At 46.5% G+C, this 17581-nt stretch carries 13 protein-coding genes; 5 read left to right on the top strand and 8 right to left on the bottom strand.

Features of this window, described 5'->3' with window-relative positions; genetic code table 11:
* Positions 1-3 precede the first annotated feature (3 nt).
* The 8 genes from EZE20_RS08590 to EZE20_RS08555 all read right to left on the bottom strand — a co-directional run bounded on the left by EZE20_RS08590 (position 4) and on the right by EZE20_RS08555 (position 9816).
* Positions 4-1542 carry a TolC family protein gene (locus tag EZE20_RS08590; protein ID WP_132116566.1) on the bottom strand — a complete coding sequence of 513 codons (1539 nt, stop codon included), beginning with the start codon at positions 1540-1542 and terminating at the stop codon, positions 4-6.
* Between the two features lie 403 nt (positions 1543-1945).
* Entirely contained in the window at positions 1946-3040 is a 1095-nt protein-coding gene (locus EZE20_RS08585) for an efflux RND transporter periplasmic adaptor subunit (protein WP_132116564.1), read from the bottom strand.
* A gap of 388 nt (positions 3041-3428) precedes the next feature.
* On the bottom strand, positions 3429-4583 hold the full coding sequence (locus EZE20_RS08580; protein WP_132116562.1) for a 6-bladed beta-propeller: 1155 nt from the start codon (positions 4581-4583) through the stop codon (positions 3429-3431).
* A gap of 75 nt (positions 4584-4658) precedes the next feature.
* Entirely contained in the window at positions 4659-5276 is a 618-nt protein-coding gene (locus EZE20_RS08575; protein ID WP_132116560.1) for a helix-turn-helix transcriptional regulator, read from the bottom strand.
* 293 nt (positions 5277-5569) lie between these two features.
* Positions 5570-6226 (bottom strand): DUF3738 domain-containing protein, encoded by a 657-nt coding sequence (locus EZE20_RS08570; RefSeq protein WP_165933443.1) that lies wholly within the window; start codon positions 6224-6226, stop codon positions 5570-5572.
* A 4-nt stretch (positions 6227-6230) separates the two neighbouring features.
* Entirely contained in the window at positions 6231-7430 is a 1200-nt protein-coding gene (locus EZE20_RS08565; RefSeq protein WP_132116556.1) for a hypothetical protein, read from the bottom strand.
* Between the two features lie 19 nt (positions 7431-7449).
* Positions 7450-8637 (bottom strand): DUF4221 family protein, encoded by a 1188-nt coding sequence (locus EZE20_RS08560; protein ID WP_132116554.1) that lies wholly within the window; start codon positions 8635-8637, stop codon positions 7450-7452.
* A gap of 3 nt (positions 8638-8640) precedes the next feature.
* On the bottom strand, positions 8641-9816 hold the full coding sequence (locus EZE20_RS08555) for a DUF4221 family protein (protein ID WP_165933442.1): 1176 nt from the start codon (positions 9814-9816) through the stop codon (positions 8641-8643).
* Between the two features lie 267 nt (positions 9817-10083).
* On the opposite strand from EZE20_RS08555, the gene EZE20_RS08550 reads away from it, so the two are divergent.
* The 5 genes from EZE20_RS08550 to EZE20_RS08530 all read left to right on the top strand — a co-directional run bounded on the left by EZE20_RS08550 (position 10084) and on the right by EZE20_RS08530 (position 17511).
* Positions 10084-13185 (top strand): efflux RND transporter permease subunit, encoded by a 3102-nt coding sequence (locus EZE20_RS08550; protein WP_132116550.1) that lies wholly within the window; start codon positions 10084-10086, stop codon positions 13183-13185.
* 213 nt (positions 13186-13398) lie between these two features.
* The gene (locus EZE20_RS08545; RefSeq protein WP_132116548.1) at positions 13399-13830 is read left to right on the top strand and encodes a YkvA family protein; all 432 of its coding nucleotides are present in this window, start codon (positions 13399-13401) and stop codon (positions 13828-13830) included.
* Between the two features lie 65 nt (positions 13831-13895).
* Positions 13896-14102 carry a Sec-independent protein translocase subunit TatA/TatB gene (locus EZE20_RS08540; protein WP_132116546.1) on the top strand — a complete coding sequence of 69 codons (207 nt, stop codon included), beginning with the start codon at positions 13896-13898 and terminating at the stop codon, positions 14100-14102.
* A gap of 116 nt (positions 14103-14218) precedes the next feature.
* On the top strand, positions 14219-15679 hold the full coding sequence (gene gatA, locus EZE20_RS08535; RefSeq protein ID WP_132116544.1) for an Asp-tRNA(Asn)/Glu-tRNA(Gln) amidotransferase subunit GatA: 1461 nt from the start codon (positions 14219-14221) through the stop codon (positions 15677-15679).
* Positions 15680-15756: 77 nt separating this feature from the next.
* Complete coding sequence (locus tag EZE20_RS08530) at positions 15757-17511, top strand: LysM peptidoglycan-binding domain-containing protein (RefSeq protein WP_132116542.1); 1755 nt, start codon at positions 15757-15759, stop codon at positions 17509-17511.
* Positions 17512-17581 lie beyond the last annotated feature (70 nt).

The following is a 17581-nucleotide window of genomic DNA, read 5'->3' as shown; positions in this document are numbered from 1 at the left end:
GAATCAGGGTTGGTAGCGAATCGACTGTTTTTTCTCAAAATCATAAAGCGTGAGCCGTCGCAGGGTATAAAAAGCCAGCCAATACGCACTCAGGCTCTGAATGTAGCCTTCGCGCGCCCGGATGTTTTCTTCCAGAGCCAGATTAAGATCGGTGATGCCTACTTTGCCCACCAGGTAGCGCTCTTTGGTAATATGCAGCCGCTGCTGCGCCACGGTATCGGCTTTTTGGGCCAACGCCAGCTGATCGTACTGCTGTCCAAAGCGCATGACCTGCAAAAATATTTCCTGCTCAAACGTCAGCTCGTCCTGCTGCACGTTCACTTCCACGAGCTCGCGGTTGGCTTCGGCCAGCCTGATCTGCGATTTTCGCAGCCCCCAATCCTGTATCGGCATGTCGAGCGACACGCCAATGTACTGTTGATTTTGCAGGTTTCGGTACGCACCGCCAAAGCTCGTGGCGGTTTGCTGCGTGCCCACATTGGCCGATAGCCCAAATTGCAGGCTGTTTTTTCCTTTGGCTTCGGCAATTTTCTGTTCAGCTTCCAGCCGCCGGGTGCTGAATTCCAGCACATTCTGTCGATTGCTGCGGGCTTCTTCCAGCGCCACTTCGTACGACAGACTCGTTTTGAGCGGCAGCGGCGGTTCCTGAAGCGCCACGGCTTCGGCCAGGTCGATGCCCAAAATACGCTTCATGTTGCGCAGACTTGCTTCGGCATTCAGGCGGGCAGTGGCCAGCTGATTTTTGGCTTTCAGTACATTCAGTTCCAGTTGCAGCAGGTCGCTTTGGGCCACCGTGCCGAGAGCAAAGCGCTCTTTGGTGAGCAAATAAAGCGAGTCCGCATTGGCAAGGTTAGCCGCCGTGATGTCGGCTGTGACCTGCGCTACGAGCGTAGCCATAAACAAAGTTGCGCCCTGCAGCGCCGCTTCTTCGAGCTCTTCTGCGTAGTTTTTTTCTGCCGTCTGAAAATACAGCGGCTGCAATTTCCGCTGCCACCGCAGGTCGTTGTAAAGCAAAGATTCCTGATAGTACGAGAAACTCACGGGCGTTGATAAAAAATAGCTGCTTTCGGCACCGCCAAAATTATCCGTCCGTTGCAGCCGTGTCCCGAGTAACAGCTGCCCGCCCGTGGCCCCGATGTTCTGCACAAGGCTCACGCCCAGGCTGTTGTTGGCCTGCGTGACCCGCCGAAACTGAATGCTGCCGTCCGGCTGCGTGATGGGATTGATGGCCCGAAAGAAGGTAGGGATAGTAGCGTTGAGCCTGATTTGTGGCTTAAATCCGGCCTGAAAATTTTGGAACTGCCAATAGCCGGTCTCGTAGGTGTTTTTGGCCCGAAAGTAATAGGGCGACTGCCGCTGCGCCAACGCTATGGCATCCGACAGGCTCAGCGTCCGTTGCGACTGCGCCGGGCACACAGGCAACAGGCTCAGCAGCACAAACAGCAGGAAGAGGGGGAGTCGTGTAGTCATTCGTGATAGCGCCGTCAGCTTGTGGATCGAAAGCTTGTGTTGGTAGCTGTTTGCAAGTAGGTGATTAGTCATTAATTTTTTTAATATTCTGATAATTAGGGGTTTATAGCATTTTTTGAATATACATTTTAGAACCGTTCAATAAGTAGCTATTAGGAATTAGGTTATTTGCCATTTGGGTCTATGTTATTGTAAATCAACACTTTGTGGTATTTTCAAACCTAATATGATTTTGCTCAAATGCTTAATTCATTGATTTTTATAGAATTAGCCTCGGAGAGGCGACCTGTTTGTAGAAATATTTTGAATTTAAAATACATGAGCTCCGTTAGGAGCGTCCCATCGTGTACAATGCATCGGTTCCTAAATAATCAAGCAAGGTTAGAATAAGCTATTTTAATAAAAATTAATTCTAATAAGCTGATAATCAATTAAATGAGCAAGCTAACAGCTAAACGCTACTTAAAAAAAATCCTCAGGGTGCATCGGCGGCATCAGCCTTCCTGACCTCCACTTTGGCATCGTGGCCCAGATTCAGATTTCCCGAAACAATCAGTTGCTGCCCCGGTTCCAGGCCTTCCAGAATACACAGGTCGGTACTGTTTTCGGGGCCGGTAGTTACGTAGTTCCACTTGGCAAGGCCGTCGGCGAAGCTAAACACCACCTTGCGGCCGTTGCGCTCTACCACGGCGGCTTTGGGCACAACGAGTTGGTTGGGCAGCGATTTTTCAATCACCACGCGTACATTCATGCCCGAAAGCAGGCGCGCGTCGGGCTTTTGCAGCCGCAGCGTTGCCTCGACAAGCCCCTCACTGCTCACCAGTGGATTCAGCGTAACGACCTGCGCTGCGTACGACCCACCGCCCGCCCCCAGGGTTTCGATCCGGGCCGTTTGTCCGGCCTGCACGGTGGCAAGTTCAGATTCGAGCAGGGGACATACCACCCGCAACTCGGTGCGGTTGAGGAGAATACAAAATGGCTTCCCTACAGGTGTGGGGTTGTGGGCCGAGAGCGTGAGGTTGGCTACCACGCCCGGCATCGGTGCCCGCAGGTAGGTATTTTCCAGCAGCAGACGTGCCTCCCGCACCGCCAACAGCGCCCGGTCGTAGCCGCTGCGCAGGCGAATGAACCGGTAGATTTCTGCCGACACCGAGCTCGTGTCGCCACGCCTGCCGCCTTGCGTAATCAGCAGGTCGTTGATCTCCACCCGGCTTTCGGCGAGTTGGAGTTCGGCTTTTTGCAGGGCAAGCTGCGCGTCTGCGTTGTAAAGGGAGGCCAACAGCTGCCCGGCGGCTACGCTTGCGCCATTTTGCACGTAAACCCGCTCAATTGTGCCGGGGCTACGAAACGAAAGCTCTGCCTGCTGCGGCACCACTACCCGGCCATTGCTGATGACCTGTGTGGCAAAGGGCCGCCGTTGTGCCGTTGCAACCTCCACAAGCGGCAGCTCCCGGGCGGTGGTGTCTGCCCCGGCGAGGGCGTCTTCCTCCGATACACGCGGCGACTGACAGGCGGTAGTCAGCATCAGGCCGAGTACTATATAAAACAAGCTCCTAAACGGCTGATTCATGTGTTCAATGATGAGGGGGTAAGTGAGTATAAGTGCGTCGTAAAACTATGGACTTTACTGGTAATGAAAAGGATTTGAATTTGGAATTTTTTTTGGGGTGGAAATGAATAAAGCAACACAGCACAAAGTACTGCATTGCTATCAAAGGTTTTGCCTATACAAAGTACATATTCATGTATTTTGATAAACCTATTAATTCCCCAATTATAACATACTAAAAGCTTAAACTTGTATAGAGAATTTCGTGATTTTGAATTAAACAAGAAAACTAATCAACCAATAATAACACTTTTTTGTACAGTATTCCTTGGAATTGCATTTTTAAATTTCGTTTTTTTACCTTTGTTGAAATTCTCAACAACAAAGGTAAGTAGTAGTTGAACTGTTCTCACTTCTCTTTCTTAGAAAAAAATACTAATGTTGGATGGTTCGTATCTTTACTATTTGAAAATAGCTCAAATAATTTACTGTCTTCTTTTTTTACTTGGCTGAGGATTTTTTCTCTATCCTCTTTCATATAAATAAAATAGTCTGAAAAAAACTGAGAAACAAACATATTGTTTATAATTGCCAGGGGTTGTTTTAAATAATGTATAGAAGAATACTTATTAAATTGAACGTCAGAAATAGAATAATTTATAGATGGATTGTAGAAAAATTTGCTCTCTTTTCCTTTATGTCCTATTGTAAATGTCAGCCAATTAGCTGTTTCTACAAATCTGGATTTTAAAAAATAGTGGCTGGGCAAATCCTGCATAATCGCCATCACATCTTTTTTCTCAAAGTTTTTGTACTGAAACTTGCCTAATTTGAGTACATATTTTGGGGAAATTCCTGCATTGCTCAACTGATAAATAGTATCCGAAAAAGCCGTAGAAGCGAGCGCTCCTGCTTGATTCTCTCCTACATAGCCACTGATATCAAGGGATGGAGTACTTTCACTTGTGTAGGGCATATATTTCTCTTTAATATTTCCTGATTGATCCGTAATTAGTACATTGTGCATTGCGTTTGCCTCACTCGTATTATAGTTGATGTAGAATGCCAAATTACTGTCCGGAAGTAGAGCGATAGAAGAAGCATAAAATGGGATTTTATACTTCTTTAAAAACGCTCCCTCTGGCGTAAACGTATACAGAGCTCGGCTGCTATTGGAAAATAGAAAAAGCACGTTCTTTTCTTTATCAAGGGCAACATCACTTAAATCGATAAACTCGCCTTCTCCTTCACCAATTTTTCCGATAGAATATTGATAAGTACCGGTAGAATCGAAAGCCAAAAGAGTCGAACTCGTTTGATCGAAAGTAAAGATATTGCCATCATGTATGAATAATTTAGTAATTTCTACGATTGGAAGTTCTTCTGGATTTTTTAAAGCTATAATTTTCTTTACTTCAAATTCATTGGTTAGAGATAACGAATCTGCTTTATCCAATTCTTTGACAATATCAATAGAATGAATTATTGGCTGATCAAGAGCAGCCTTATCTGTACAGGAAATAAGAACTGATAGTAAAAGAAGCAGGGTTATTTTAGTTTTCATAATATATATAAATAGGAGGGTTTTGAAACTGGTTTGATGTTAAACTAGTATTTTTAATTTGCGAAAGTATTATAATTAATCGTTTATTTCCCTTACCTCTTCCGGCACCAATTGCTGATGCAACTCATACAATTTCGCAAAGTGCATAAGCCTATTTTTTCCGCCCTGCAGGCCGAGTTTTTTTCGGATCGCCTTTCGGTGGTTCTTTACGGTATCCTCGCTTATACACAAACGGTGGGCAATCTGTGCGCTTGGGGTATCCTTGCGTAGGTGCATAAAGATCTGCCACTCGCGGGTGCTGAGCAAACGCAGGCGGGTCATGAGTTGCGTGAGCCCCGGCACATGCACCGCCGATACGTAGGGCATCTGCCTTCGGTAGGCACTCAGGCAGGCGTCAACGACGCAGGGGTCGTCCAGCGGGTGGAGGACGGCATCGGCTTCAAGCAGGAGTTCGGGCGTAGGTGCCTCCAACGAAAAAATGACCCGATAGGCCGTCGAAAACCGGGTAAGCCACGACCTCGCGTCCGGACAGGCAAGGCAGTCGGCTCCGAGCAGGAGCAGCTGCGGGCAGGTGTCGGGCAGGTGGGCTTGCGTCAGGCGTTGGGGCGAGGATTGTACAAACCGCCCGGCATGCTCCACAAAGGCGGCAGCTGTGGTGGGGAGGGGGTTGGGTAAGAGGGTGAACATATGCATGTGGAGGAACGGTTTACCTAGTTTGCGTGAGGGTTTTGTTTTGTGGGCAAGATAGGTAAGTCACTTTTATCATGCAATAGGAAAATAGATTTTGTTACTAATAATTGAAAAAATTTAACTTTTATTGGTTGGTGCCTGTTCCACGGGCTGTGTCGCACAGCCCGTTTTGCTACACCGTGGGCTGTGTCACCCAGCCCGTTTTGCCTGGGTTTTGAGTGAGTGCGGCCCATTGCGTTAGTTTTCAGGGGCTGTGTGACATAGCCTGCGGAAAGGAGAAATGAACACACGTTAGTTTACTCTCGGAGATGATAGATCTTCAACTTCTTTTCTAGCGCTACGCGGGTAATTCCTGCTTTTTGCAGGGTTTCGTCGAGCTGTTTGGTGTCAAACATGAGCGTAAGTTCCTCTTTCCTGATTCCATCAGCCTCATGCAGGATACCCGTGAGTTGGGTTAGTTCTGTGGCCAAAGTTGCGGGGCTTGTCTTATAAAAATATACCTTCGTATCCACTTTTTTGTAAGCCACGCCATCCTCCATTTCGAGGGTTTTCGAGAGCCGCTTGGGGCTTGTCAGGACGACCCGAAAAGCAGGTACACTCTGTTGCGTATGTGAGGTTTTGAGGCCAAACTCCTTGCCGAGTGCACGGATGATCGATTCCTGATGTACAGGTAGTTCTCCGGATTTCCAGGTGAGCTTGAAGTCGTATTGGGTCCGAAGCTGACGGGCCGTAACTTTTAGGGCATGAGGCTTCGCCAGCAACTGAGCAAAGTCCTGCAGCGTACAGCCCGAGCACGACAGAAGCCGCTCGCCGGTGGCTTTCCCGGTGGCACGGGGCTCCGCGGCAGGCCGAATCGTGAGGGTGTAGGCTTCGGTCCGAATGTCCTTTGGTTTTTGCTGACCAAAGGCAGGGATCGTCAGCAAACTTGCAATACATAGCACCAATTGTTTCATAGAATTAGGGTTGTTTTTTGGTTTTGAAATAGACGGCGTAGCTTGCGCCATTGTTCCGAATGTCGTCGTAAACTTTTTTTATGGACGGGCTTGCTGTTTTTGCGAGCGGCAATTTCTCCAGCGTGCTTTCTTCCAGGATGCCCATAAAATCACTTCCATCCTTATAGATCGGCACGGGAAAGGTAGCATTTTGTTTTTTGGAAAATACAAACGACCCAATGCCCGATTTCCCTGAGGCCTGTTGCTGCACATACCAAACCGTTCGGGCGTTTTGTCCCAGAACAAGGCTCAGCGTATGCCTGTCTTCCTGAAAATTGCCCATTCCAAAGGGACGCGACAATTCTGGATTCAGCATCATTTCTACAAGTTTTGATTTGTCGGGAAACTCCTCCATTTTCAGCATTTTGTTCTTAAACTGAACAATCCGGGTTGATTCTATTTTGCTGAGATCTTTGGACAGCACATAGAGTGTATCATTCATCGTTCTTGAAAAAACCACCTGCTCCTGTAAATCATGGCCAAAGGGAAAGTTGATGTCTACAAAAGCGCGTGCTCCTTCGGGAAGCGTAAATGGAAAAAGGCCCTTTTTGAATTCTCCGGAGGCATCCGTCAGGATGAGATGATAAAAATAGCGGGGGCTTTCCTGCGTATCGGCCTGTAAGGTTTTATAAATCAAAAAATCGCCACTTGGCAGATGTTTGATGCTATGCGCGTCAAAAGCAAGCCGTAGGGTGTCGCGTAGCTGCATGTCGTGCGTAAAGCTCAGGATATAATTTGGATTGCTCAGCAGAATATACACGCCCGTTTTATTTACGTCAACATCAACCACCTGACTTTCCACATGGAGTTTTTCGGCAAGCAGACTTTGATCAATTGTGGCGATCAATTTTCCCTCAGGATTAAAGGCATTAAATCGCCGGGATTTATAGCCATCCAACTGATAGACCCACCCTTCGTATCCAACCAAAATGGCTGTTTCGGACACGAGACTTTCTAGTGGAGTTTGTAGTCGTTTTAATTCAATGTCTTCAAAGAAAATATCGCCATCAATTCCATTCGATAGGGAGGTATTATCGATCAATAGCTCGGGCGCATTCCCGGTAGTGTTGCACGCCATTACAAAAGAGGTAAAGCCTATAAAGAGCAGGAGTCGTACGTACATATTCAGGTAGTGAAGGATTACTTTTTTCGATATTTTATACATAGTATATAAATTGTTTAGGTTAATTATTGCGATAAATTACTGAGGAAAAGTAAATATTTGATTTTTTATGAATTTTTTTAAATTGCAGAATATAAAACCTAAGATAATTTTCTCTAAAATTTTTGTTATTTGGATGATTATTACTCAATATAATTCCGTGCTTTGAAACAAACCAATTAAAGGGTGTGTAGGTGTGTTTAGCTAAACCATATTCACCAATTTGTTTAAAATCAGGAGTGAATACTCTGAGGTGTAATTCTTTGTCTAAAAACGAATTGTGTTCGTTGCTGTGATCTTTGGGCGAAATCCCTTTCCAGATAAATTGATAGTATAACTGCCGATAAGGATCATATAATACTTCCAGATAGTGCGTACTTTCAAGTGCATGTTTTTCCCACTCTTCCGGTGATTTTGAAATATTTATACTTCTAATTTGTTTTTCGAGTTCCACTTGTTCGTATTCTTTGCTCTGTTTTGTTTTCAAATTATAGCTGTAAATAGCAGGAGCAAACAGGTGATTGTAAACTACTAACGTATCATTCACCACATTCCCATTGGTATAATTCATGAAGCCATAGTTCCCGTTTGCCTCTTTGTAGTATTTAGGAAAACGTACCGGAATTTGCTCAAAGGTAGAATTTGTGAGGTTAAACAAACTTAACGGCGATTTGTTGCTTTCTACATAACTTTCACGTAATGAGTACAATAAAACAGAATTTGTTCGTGAACTATACCGAAGAGGCACGTACTGATTGCTGATCGGATTTCCTGATAAGTCATTGTTTTTCTCTATTTGATCGACGTAGTTGTAATCTTTAATTACTTTCCCGGAAGCATTTAAAATCTTCAAATGTCCGTAGTGTTGAATCAGAATCGAATCTTTACCGATTGGCGAAATACCTTCTATTTGACCAATACCATCCGGGCCTTCGGTACCTGCTGAAATACGCCCAACTGCTGTTTTGCTTTCCAATGAATATAGATCAAAACTATTCAGGGGCGAATTGTATCCTACAAATACATTATGTTCCGCATTAAATCCGTACGTATCATACCCATTCAATTGACTTGAATCAATTTTTATTGCCAGTGAATCAAGTGAAAATATTAGTTCATTTTTAGAATTTTCACTTTGTTGGGTGCTGCATCCAGTAAGGAAAACTACTACGAGTGCGATAGCTATTTGTAAGTTCTTGATGATTTGCATAATTTATTTTACTTTAATTTCATATAGATTCAACGCAATTATATTTTCCTGTGGATTCTTCTTGTTTAGGATCAACAAGCCCTCTGGTGTAACAACTACTAAATGATGACGCACCCCTTTCTCCAAAACTATTTCATCTATTTTATTTAAATCTTTGTCTGCCACAATCAATGAACACCTGCAATCAATGGGTTTTTTGTTGTCAACATCCTCTTTTGAATAAATTGTGTTTGTACCATGTTTGACAAGTCGGTAGTAAATATTTCTATACTTATCAAAATATAAACCTTCATATATTGTGTTTTTCAGGTAGTGAAAATATTCTTTATACGAATCATCCACACTTGCCCAGTTAGCCATTTCTTTTAGTACATCATCTGCATAGTCGCTCTTTAATTCCTTCGTGTCAATTAATTTTCCATCCATCGTATATGAATAAATGCTATGATCACCCGGAAAAGAATGTATGAATGTTTGCGTTATCGGGTTAAATGTTCTGTGCGCATAAAGTAAATCAGACCCATAATTTTTCCCTAAGAATTTTTCTTTGTTCGGGTGATTTATTTGTTCAATATGTTCCCCGGTTTTTAGATCCAACGAAATTGTCAGCTTGCCCTTCGTTAAATAATCCGTTGGATTTTTAAAATAGTATACGCCCGGTAATCCTGGAATATATAATTTGTCATCAACTATCTCCATAGGCATAGCGCATATTGCAAAGGGTATGGTGAAATAATCATCCGTTTTCCAGGGTTCCAATTGGTATAATTTTAATACTTTGCCTTTATCCGAAAGCCTAAATATTCGATGAGTATTTATATTTAGAATGTACAATGAATCTTTTCCTGTGTATAAAAATGATTGCATTTTACCAGTGCTTTCCGGACCTTCCCATTCACAGGTTACCTCTTTTTGGAGGTTTCCATTTAAATCATAAAATTGAACAGAATTGGTAGATGTACTTGCAAGAATGAGATATTTGTTTTTCGAGTCCTCATAGTATTGAATGCTACTTGACCAATTGGAAGTTTTGTTGTCTAAATTCAAATTTATGGTTTTCTTGTACTCAATCGCTAACGTACTTTTAGATAGCTCTGAGTTTTCCTGACTAGTACGATCAGAACGTTGTGTGCAGGAAAAAACTACCAAAAGATGTAGTAATAGCAGGGGTTTTTTCATAAAAAGGGTAGAGGGTTTCGGGTTCATAATGCAATTGGATATACGTGTCTATTCAATGGAAATTGTGTACACTAAACCACCGAACTATTTTTGATACTTGCAAACTTTCCGAACGAAAAAAAATGGTCATTTTTTCGGAAAATGGTCATAGTTTGGGCTTGTTTGTCGAATTGCTAAACCCTTGCGAAGGTAGAATACTTAGTTTTGTAAAAGCAGTCTTTTGGTGCAACTCAGATTTTTGCCTGCCTCCTTTTCCTCCATTTCTCTATGCAAACCTATTCGTACAAAATCCTCCTGTTGTTCTTTTTATTAAGTCTGATCGGCTTTTTGACCGTTCCGCGCCTTTCGTGGCAGCTTCAGCCTGCGGGGGGCGGTAATCAGCTGCGGGTGTCCTACGAGTGGCCCGGTGCCTCACCCGGTTCCATGGAGTTGCAGGTTACATCGCCATTGGAAGGGGTGCTGAGCACGATGCCTGAGGTAGTCAAAATTGAATCAGTTTCGGGCTATCATTCGGCGTTCATAACGCTTACACTTGCCCCAAAAACCGATGTAGACCGCCTGCGTTTTGAGGTTGCAGCGCATATTCGGCAAGTCTATTCGCGGCTTCCGCTGGGCGTGAGTTATCCATCAATTAGCATAGATTCGCCCGAAGAATCAAAGAAGCAACAACCCTTTATGATTTTGCAGGTAAACGGGCAGGCAGCCGTCAGTGAACTGACTGAATTTGCCGAGAATAGCCTGAAACCCAGGCTTGCAGGTGTAGAGGGACTATATAGCATTGAGGTGCGGGGGAGTGAACAAAAGCAGTGGCGGGTGTCTTATGTACCCGAGCAGTTGCAGGCGCTGCAGCTCTCCAAAGCCGACCTCGTGGAGGCATTACAGGTGCACGGCCTGCGGCAGCAGGTAGGTTGGCTGCGGGCCAACGACCGCCTGCTCAGCCTGACCGTAGAATCGCCTGACGTGACGGAGTTTCCAAACGTACTCCTGCGGGCAATTGGCGGGCGCCTTGTACGCCTGACCGATGTGGCCACCGTCCAACGGGTGGAAGCCCGGCCCGAATCCTACTTTCGGGTCAATGGCCGAAATGCCGTACAGCTGGTGCTTACTACCCGAAAAGGGGCCAATCAGCTCGAAACTTCTACCCAAATTGGTACGCTTTTACGACAATTGCAGGCGCAGTTTCCACCAACCTACGGCCTTCGTACCGACTACGATGCGGCTGATTATATCCGTGAGAATCTCTACCGAATGGCCTGGCAATCAGGCGCTGCTGTGACTATTCTGCTGCTTGTGGTCGCTTTAAGTATCCGAAATTTTCGCTATTTGCTGTTAATTATTGGTTGCCTGCTGGTTAATTTATTGCTTTCTGCTCTGCTGTTCTATGTGTTGGGGGTGAACATGCACCTCTATTCACTGGCTGCTCTGACGGTATCGCTGGGTTTGCAGATAGACAACGCAATCGTGATGATTGATCATTACCTCCACAGCCGCAATCGAAGCGTTTTTCGGGCCTTGCTGGGGGCTACGCTTACGACCTGCGCTGCCCTGACGGTCATCTGGTTTTTGCCCGAACAAGCCCGCCGCGACCTGCTGGAATTCAGTAAAGTGCTCATCATTACGCTATCCGTTTCGCTGGTTGTAGCCTATTGGTTTGTGCCTGTGGCGCTCGAACGCATGGGCCTGATGGCCATAACGATGCGGCGGCCTGGTCGCTGGGTCGTTCGGCTGGATCGCCTCTATGGCCGTTTCGTGGTGGCATTGGTCCGGTTTCGGGGAGTAGTTTTGACCACCGCTTTTCTGGCTTTCGGGCTGCCGATCTTTTTGTTGCCCACTCGTATAGAAGGGGAAAAGCCCAATGCCCAATTCTACAACAACACCCTCGGCAGCGAGTGGTTTCAGGAAAACCTGCGACCGTTGCTCGACACCTGGCTGGGGGGAAGTTTGCGTCTGTTTGTAAATCATGTTTTTGAAAGTTACAATTATTCAAGCAATGAACGTACATTACTATACGTAAATGCTGGATTGCCCAATCAGAGTACAGTAGAGCAAATGAACGATCTGCTGAAAGGCATGGAGACCGAAGTAGCCAAAGAGCCCGGCGTGGAGCGTTTCATTACGCAGGTCTACAATGGACAGCAGGGAGGCATGGCTATTTATTTCAAAAAGGAAGCAGAGGCAGGTTCCATTCCCTATCGACTGAAAGCCCGGTTGATTGCCCGTTCGCTCGAATCGAGCGGTGTCGACTGGGATATTTATGGAGTGGGGCAGGGGTTTAGTCAACATTTGGGTGCCAACACCGCGCCGACTTTTGACGTATTGCTGCGCGGCTACAACTATGAACAACTCGAAGTGCTCACGCAAGGCCTGGCGGATAAGCTCCTGGTGCACCCGCGAATTCAGAAGGTAGACATCAACCGCGTGCCGGGCATGTATCAGCAAAAAACGCTGGAAGCGTATATTTTTTCACCCGAAAAAGACGAACTGATCCGGCAGGGTGGACAGGTGCCTGCTTACTACGCTGCCGTGGGAGAGCGCTTCAATGCCCGCCCAGTGCCGGACTTGTTTCGGTTGGCTCAAAACCGCTATGAAGGAGTGGTGGTGGCGCCGCTGCTTCCCGGCGACCTATGGCAGTTGCGCCATAGTTTTATTTCGGCGGGAGCGCAAACCAAACATAAGTCTACTGATGGGCAGATCGAGCGGCAGCCGGTAGCTCCCCAAATCCGCAAAGAAAATCAGCAGTACCTGCGGCAGCTTTCGTTTGAATACTTTGGAAGTCATACGTTCGGCAGTGAATTTCTGAACGAAACGTTGCGTCTCTACAAAGGAGAACTTCCTTTGGGCTACACCCTCGAACGGTCGGAGTTTAACTGGTGGCTCAAAGCCGGCGAGCGGCAGTATCAGCTGATTGGCGTGGTGCTTCTGGCGATCTTCATCATTGGCGCCGTACTGTTTGAGTCTTTGCGGCAGCCGCTTTGGATGATCCTTCAAATCCCGCTGTCATTTACCGGTATTTTTCTTGCCTTCTATATTTTTGAATTCAGTTTTGATCAGGGTGGTTACGCGTCGTTTCTGCTTGTGGCGGGGCTCGTGGTGAATGCTACGATTTTTGTCATGAATGAAAAAAATCAGCAGCAGCGGTTCGTTTCTCCGCTGCGGGGGTACCGTCGGGCGGTTCGCTACAAAATCCGGCCTATCCTGCTTTCAATACTTACCACGGTGACGGGCCTTCTTCCTTTTTTGCTTTTGGGTGCCGATCAGCCCTTTTGGCCGGCTTTGGCTATGGGTACAAGTGGCGGGCTGCTTTTTTCAATCGTTATACTTTTGGCGGTTCTTCCGGTAATGCTCCTTGAAAAAGACGATATTGCCTAAGTTTGGCCGTTCGGCCCCAAATTCTTTTACACTACATTCAACCGTATACGCCAAATGGACGTACATGAATAAAACAGATCGTGCTTATGGAAGAAAAATAGTCACAAAAACGGATAAGGATTGGGGAGAATGTCAGGTCAAAAATGCAATTTTTTATTAGTAAAAATGGTTATATAGCCGACAGTTTCTACTTTTACCCGTGTGTAGTTCACTATGACAAACGAATCTTTTACCGCCAGAATTTTACGTTCTGTTTTTTTTAAAAAAGCAACCGGAAAGGCCGGACGCTACGCTTCCAACGGCTCCCGCCTGTTTGAACTGGCCAAACAAGTGATGGAAAAGTCACGGCAGGGAGGTTTTAAACAAGGTGTGGCTGAGGTGCAGGGGCAGCTTTCTCTGCTCACGCGGCTTGTGAAAGCCTATGCTGCCGGAGAATACCGTCAGTTACCCTGGAAGAGCCTTTTATCAATTGTGGGGGTGTTGATTTATTTCGTCTCGCCACTCGATTTTATTCCGGATTTTTTACCGGTTCTGGGCCTGACCGACGACGTGGCGCTGGTTTTGTGGCTCTTTAAATCGCTCGGAGACGACCTGGCGAAATTCAACGAATGGGAAAAAGATCGCAAAACGATTAACATCGGCTGAGCAATTGTGTTTTGATTCGTAAAAAGATTAATTAAATTTGTATTCATATAAAACAATTAATAAGCATGGAATTTGGATCGATATTCGCATTTATGGGATTGGGAGGACAGGAGATTTTCCTTATTGCCCTTTTTATTCTTCTTTTCTTTGGAGCCAAGAAAATTCCCGAACTGATGCGTGGCCTGGGTCAGGGTATCAACGAATTTAAGAACGCTACCAAGGACGTTAAAGAAAATATAGAAAAAGGAATGGAAGATTCCGCTACTAAGTAAGTAGCCGGTTTCAAATAAATATTTTTTCCTAAGAGCCGATTTGGGTTAGACCATCAAAACGCCTACTCCGAAACGGCTCTGATTTTTAATTGTATCATCTCTAAGGCTTCCCCATTTTGAAAGAGTACCTGACGCTTGCTGACCTACAGCGCGATCTGCGTGCAGGAAACACAACCTGTGTGACGTTGGTCGGGCAATACCTTGCCCGTATCCGAGAGTATCAACATCTCAATGCATTTGTCGAGGTTTATACGGACGAAGCCCTGCAAAGAGCCGAAGCCATAGATGAGCGTTTGACCAACAATCAGGCGGGCCGTTTGGCTGGCCTGGTGTTAGGGATCAAAGACGTCCTCTGTCAGGCCGGGCACAGTGTGCAGGCCGGTAGCCATATTTTGGATCAATACCGCTCTCCCTTTACGGCCACCGCCGTTCAGCGTCTGCTTGATGAAGATGCCATTATTATTGGCCGTCAAAATTGCGATGAGTTTGCCATGGGGTCTTCCAACGAAAGCTCCTACTTTGGCCCCGTACGCAACGCCGCCGACCCCTCACGGGTGCCGGGCGGTTCGTCAGGCGGCTCTGCCGTTGCAGTACAGGCGGGCTTATGTCATGCTTCCCTGGGGAGCGACACGGGCGGGTCGGTTCGGCAGCCTGCGGCTTTTTGCGGCGTGGTGGGCTTAAAGCCTTCCTATGGGCGGGTGTCGCGTTGGGGGCTTATTGCCTACGCTTCTTCCTTTGACTGTATCGGGCCCATTACCCGCTCCGTAGAAGATGCTGCCTTGCTATTGGAAATAATGGCCGGGCACGATGAGTTCGACAGCACGGTTTCTACCAGGGAAGTTCCTGACTATTCGGCACAGCTTGACTGGATGGCTGTATCCGGGCAACAACCTGCTCGTGTAGGTTACCTGCGCGAATCACTCGAAAGCGAGGCAGTGGCACCGGAAATACGGGAACGTTTGGGGCAGGTAATTGAGCAGCTCAGAGCTGACGGACATGCCGTGGAGCCCGTAGAAATGCCCTTGCTGAAATATTGTTTGCCAACATACTACATTCTGACTACCGCCGAGGCAAGTTCCAATTTGTCCCGGTTTGACGGCGTGCGCTACGGCTACCGCAGCGAAGATACCCCCGATCTGGAACGACTATACAAAAACACCCGTACCGAAGGTTTTGGTGACGAAGTGCGCAGGCGCATTTTACTGGGGACTTTTGTTTTGAGTGCAAGTTACTACGACGCATACTATACCAAAGCGCAAAGCGTTAGAAAACTGATACGTCAGGAAACCGAGCGCCTGCTTACACACTACGATTTCATTCTCTCGCCCGTTACACCCACCACAGCATTTCGTATCGGGGAAAAAATGGACGATCCCTTACAAATGTATTTAGCGGATATTTTTACAGTTCAGGCCAATGTAGTAGGTACACCTGCTATTGCAATTCCGGCCGGAACCGATCAGGAAGGTCTGTCGATTGGTTTGCAGCTAATGACCCGCCCCTTTGCGGAAAAAGAATTGCTGGCCTTTTCAAAATACGTATCCGATTTGATCACCATGCCAGAAAAAGTGGAATAAAATTTGTTTGAAAATACGCTCGAAACCGGGCACCAATCGTAAAAACAAAGTAATAATTTAACCTCTTCCTGACACTGATGAAGATAGTAAAGCGAATTGTGAGTGTAGTCGTTGTTGCCTTGGGAGTGTGGAACGTGCCGGCATGGGCACAGACTCAACAAGAAGAACTGGATTACGAAACAGACACTTTGGGTATTATGGCAGACTCTCTGCCCGAACTGGAAATGCCCACCACCCAAATCCCGGGCGATTTGATTCAGGCACGTTTTGCACAGTTGCAGAAGAAAATCCCGCTTGTCTATCATCCGGTTTCTCATCAGTTTGTCGAATATTTTATTTACCGAAAACCGGAGTTTACACGCCGGATGATGGCCGAAAAAAATATTTACTTCCCCATCTATGAAAAAGCACTTGCCCGGCACAACATGCCGGACGAGCTCAAATACCTTTCCATGATCGAGTCAGGGCTCGACCCCCGGATTATCTCGTATGCAGGGGCGGGTGGGCTTTGGCAGTTTATGCGCGCCACCGGCCGGGAGTTTGGCCTGCGTCAGGATGCATACATCGACGAGCGCTTTGATCCCGAAAAATCTACCGAAGCCGCCTGCCGGTACCTGCGTCAGTTATATACTATTTTTGGAGATTGGGAAATGGCCCTTGCTTCCTATAACGCCGGCCCCGGAAACGTCAAGCGCGCCATGCGGCGGAGCGGTGGCAGTACGTTTTGGTCAGTATATGATGCCCTGCCCAAGCAGACGCGCAGCTACGTTCCTCAATTTGTAGCTATTTTATACATGATGCACTACGGACAGGATCATGGCATAGTTCCGCAAAGCATTGAATACCCAACTGTTGCCGACACGGTGCATGTCAACGGCTATCTGGATCTGACCGTTTTTGCAAGCCTAAGTGGAGTGACAATGGAGGAAATCCGGAAGTTTAATCCTCAGATTATCAATACAGTACTGCCAGACTATACCCGGAATTTTGTATTGAAAGTTCCTTTTCAGAAATTTCCTCTTATGCATCCTGAACGCTTCGCAATTTTGGATTCAGCTTCCAAAAAGCCGGTTAATGCTGTGATGCTGGCCTCAGCCGGAGAGCAAATCGGGGATTATGTATATACTACCAAACGAACAAAACATACGGTACGCAGCGGAGAAACACTTTCATCTATTTCCAATAAATATGGAGTAAGTATTGCGGATGTAAAAAGCTGGAACCGCATGCGCAGTACCAAACTTCTTCGCGGGCAAAAGCTTACGATTGTTAGGAAGGTACGAACAGCCACACCGCGCCCTATCGAAGCGGTGGCTTCGGCAAAAACTACCGAAACCTCCCCTACAAAGCCTGTACTTACAGAACCTGTCAATGAAGCCACTTCCAAAACCGATGGTGAAGAAGAAATTGCTCTGGCCGACGAGGAAGAAGAGGAAGCAGACGCTCCCGTGGCAAAGCCCAAGACTAAAAAGGGACAGCCGCTGGTACATCTGGTAAAAAAAGGAGAAACGCTTGCCGCAATATCCCGAACCTATGGCGTGACTGTGGATGAACTTAAAGAGCGGAATGATTTAAGTAATGGTACTATTTTTCCGGGGCAAAAGCTCGAAGTAGCACCTGCGGCGGTGGCCGCATCTGCGAAGGTAGCAGCAGCGAATCCGGCAAAAAAACCAATACCTCAGGTTAAGCCCCGCTACCATACCGTGCAGCAGGGTGACACCCTTTGGACCATTTCTCAGCGCTATGGACTAACGATTGATAAAATAAAACAAGCGAATAAAATACAAGGGAATAGCATAAAAGCCGGTATGAAGCTTTTGATCACGGGCTAATGCCATTCTGAATCAATTTTTCACCACCCATACGGACCAATTTCGGGTTTTGTGGGTGGTGTTTTAGTAG

Source organism: Arundinibacter roseus (assembly GCF_004348825.1).
Taxonomy (GTDB): Bacteria; Bacteroidota; Bacteroidia; order Cytophagales; family Spirosomataceae; genus Arundinibacter; species Arundinibacter roseus.
This window is presented reverse-complemented; position numbering and strand designations above follow the sequence as displayed.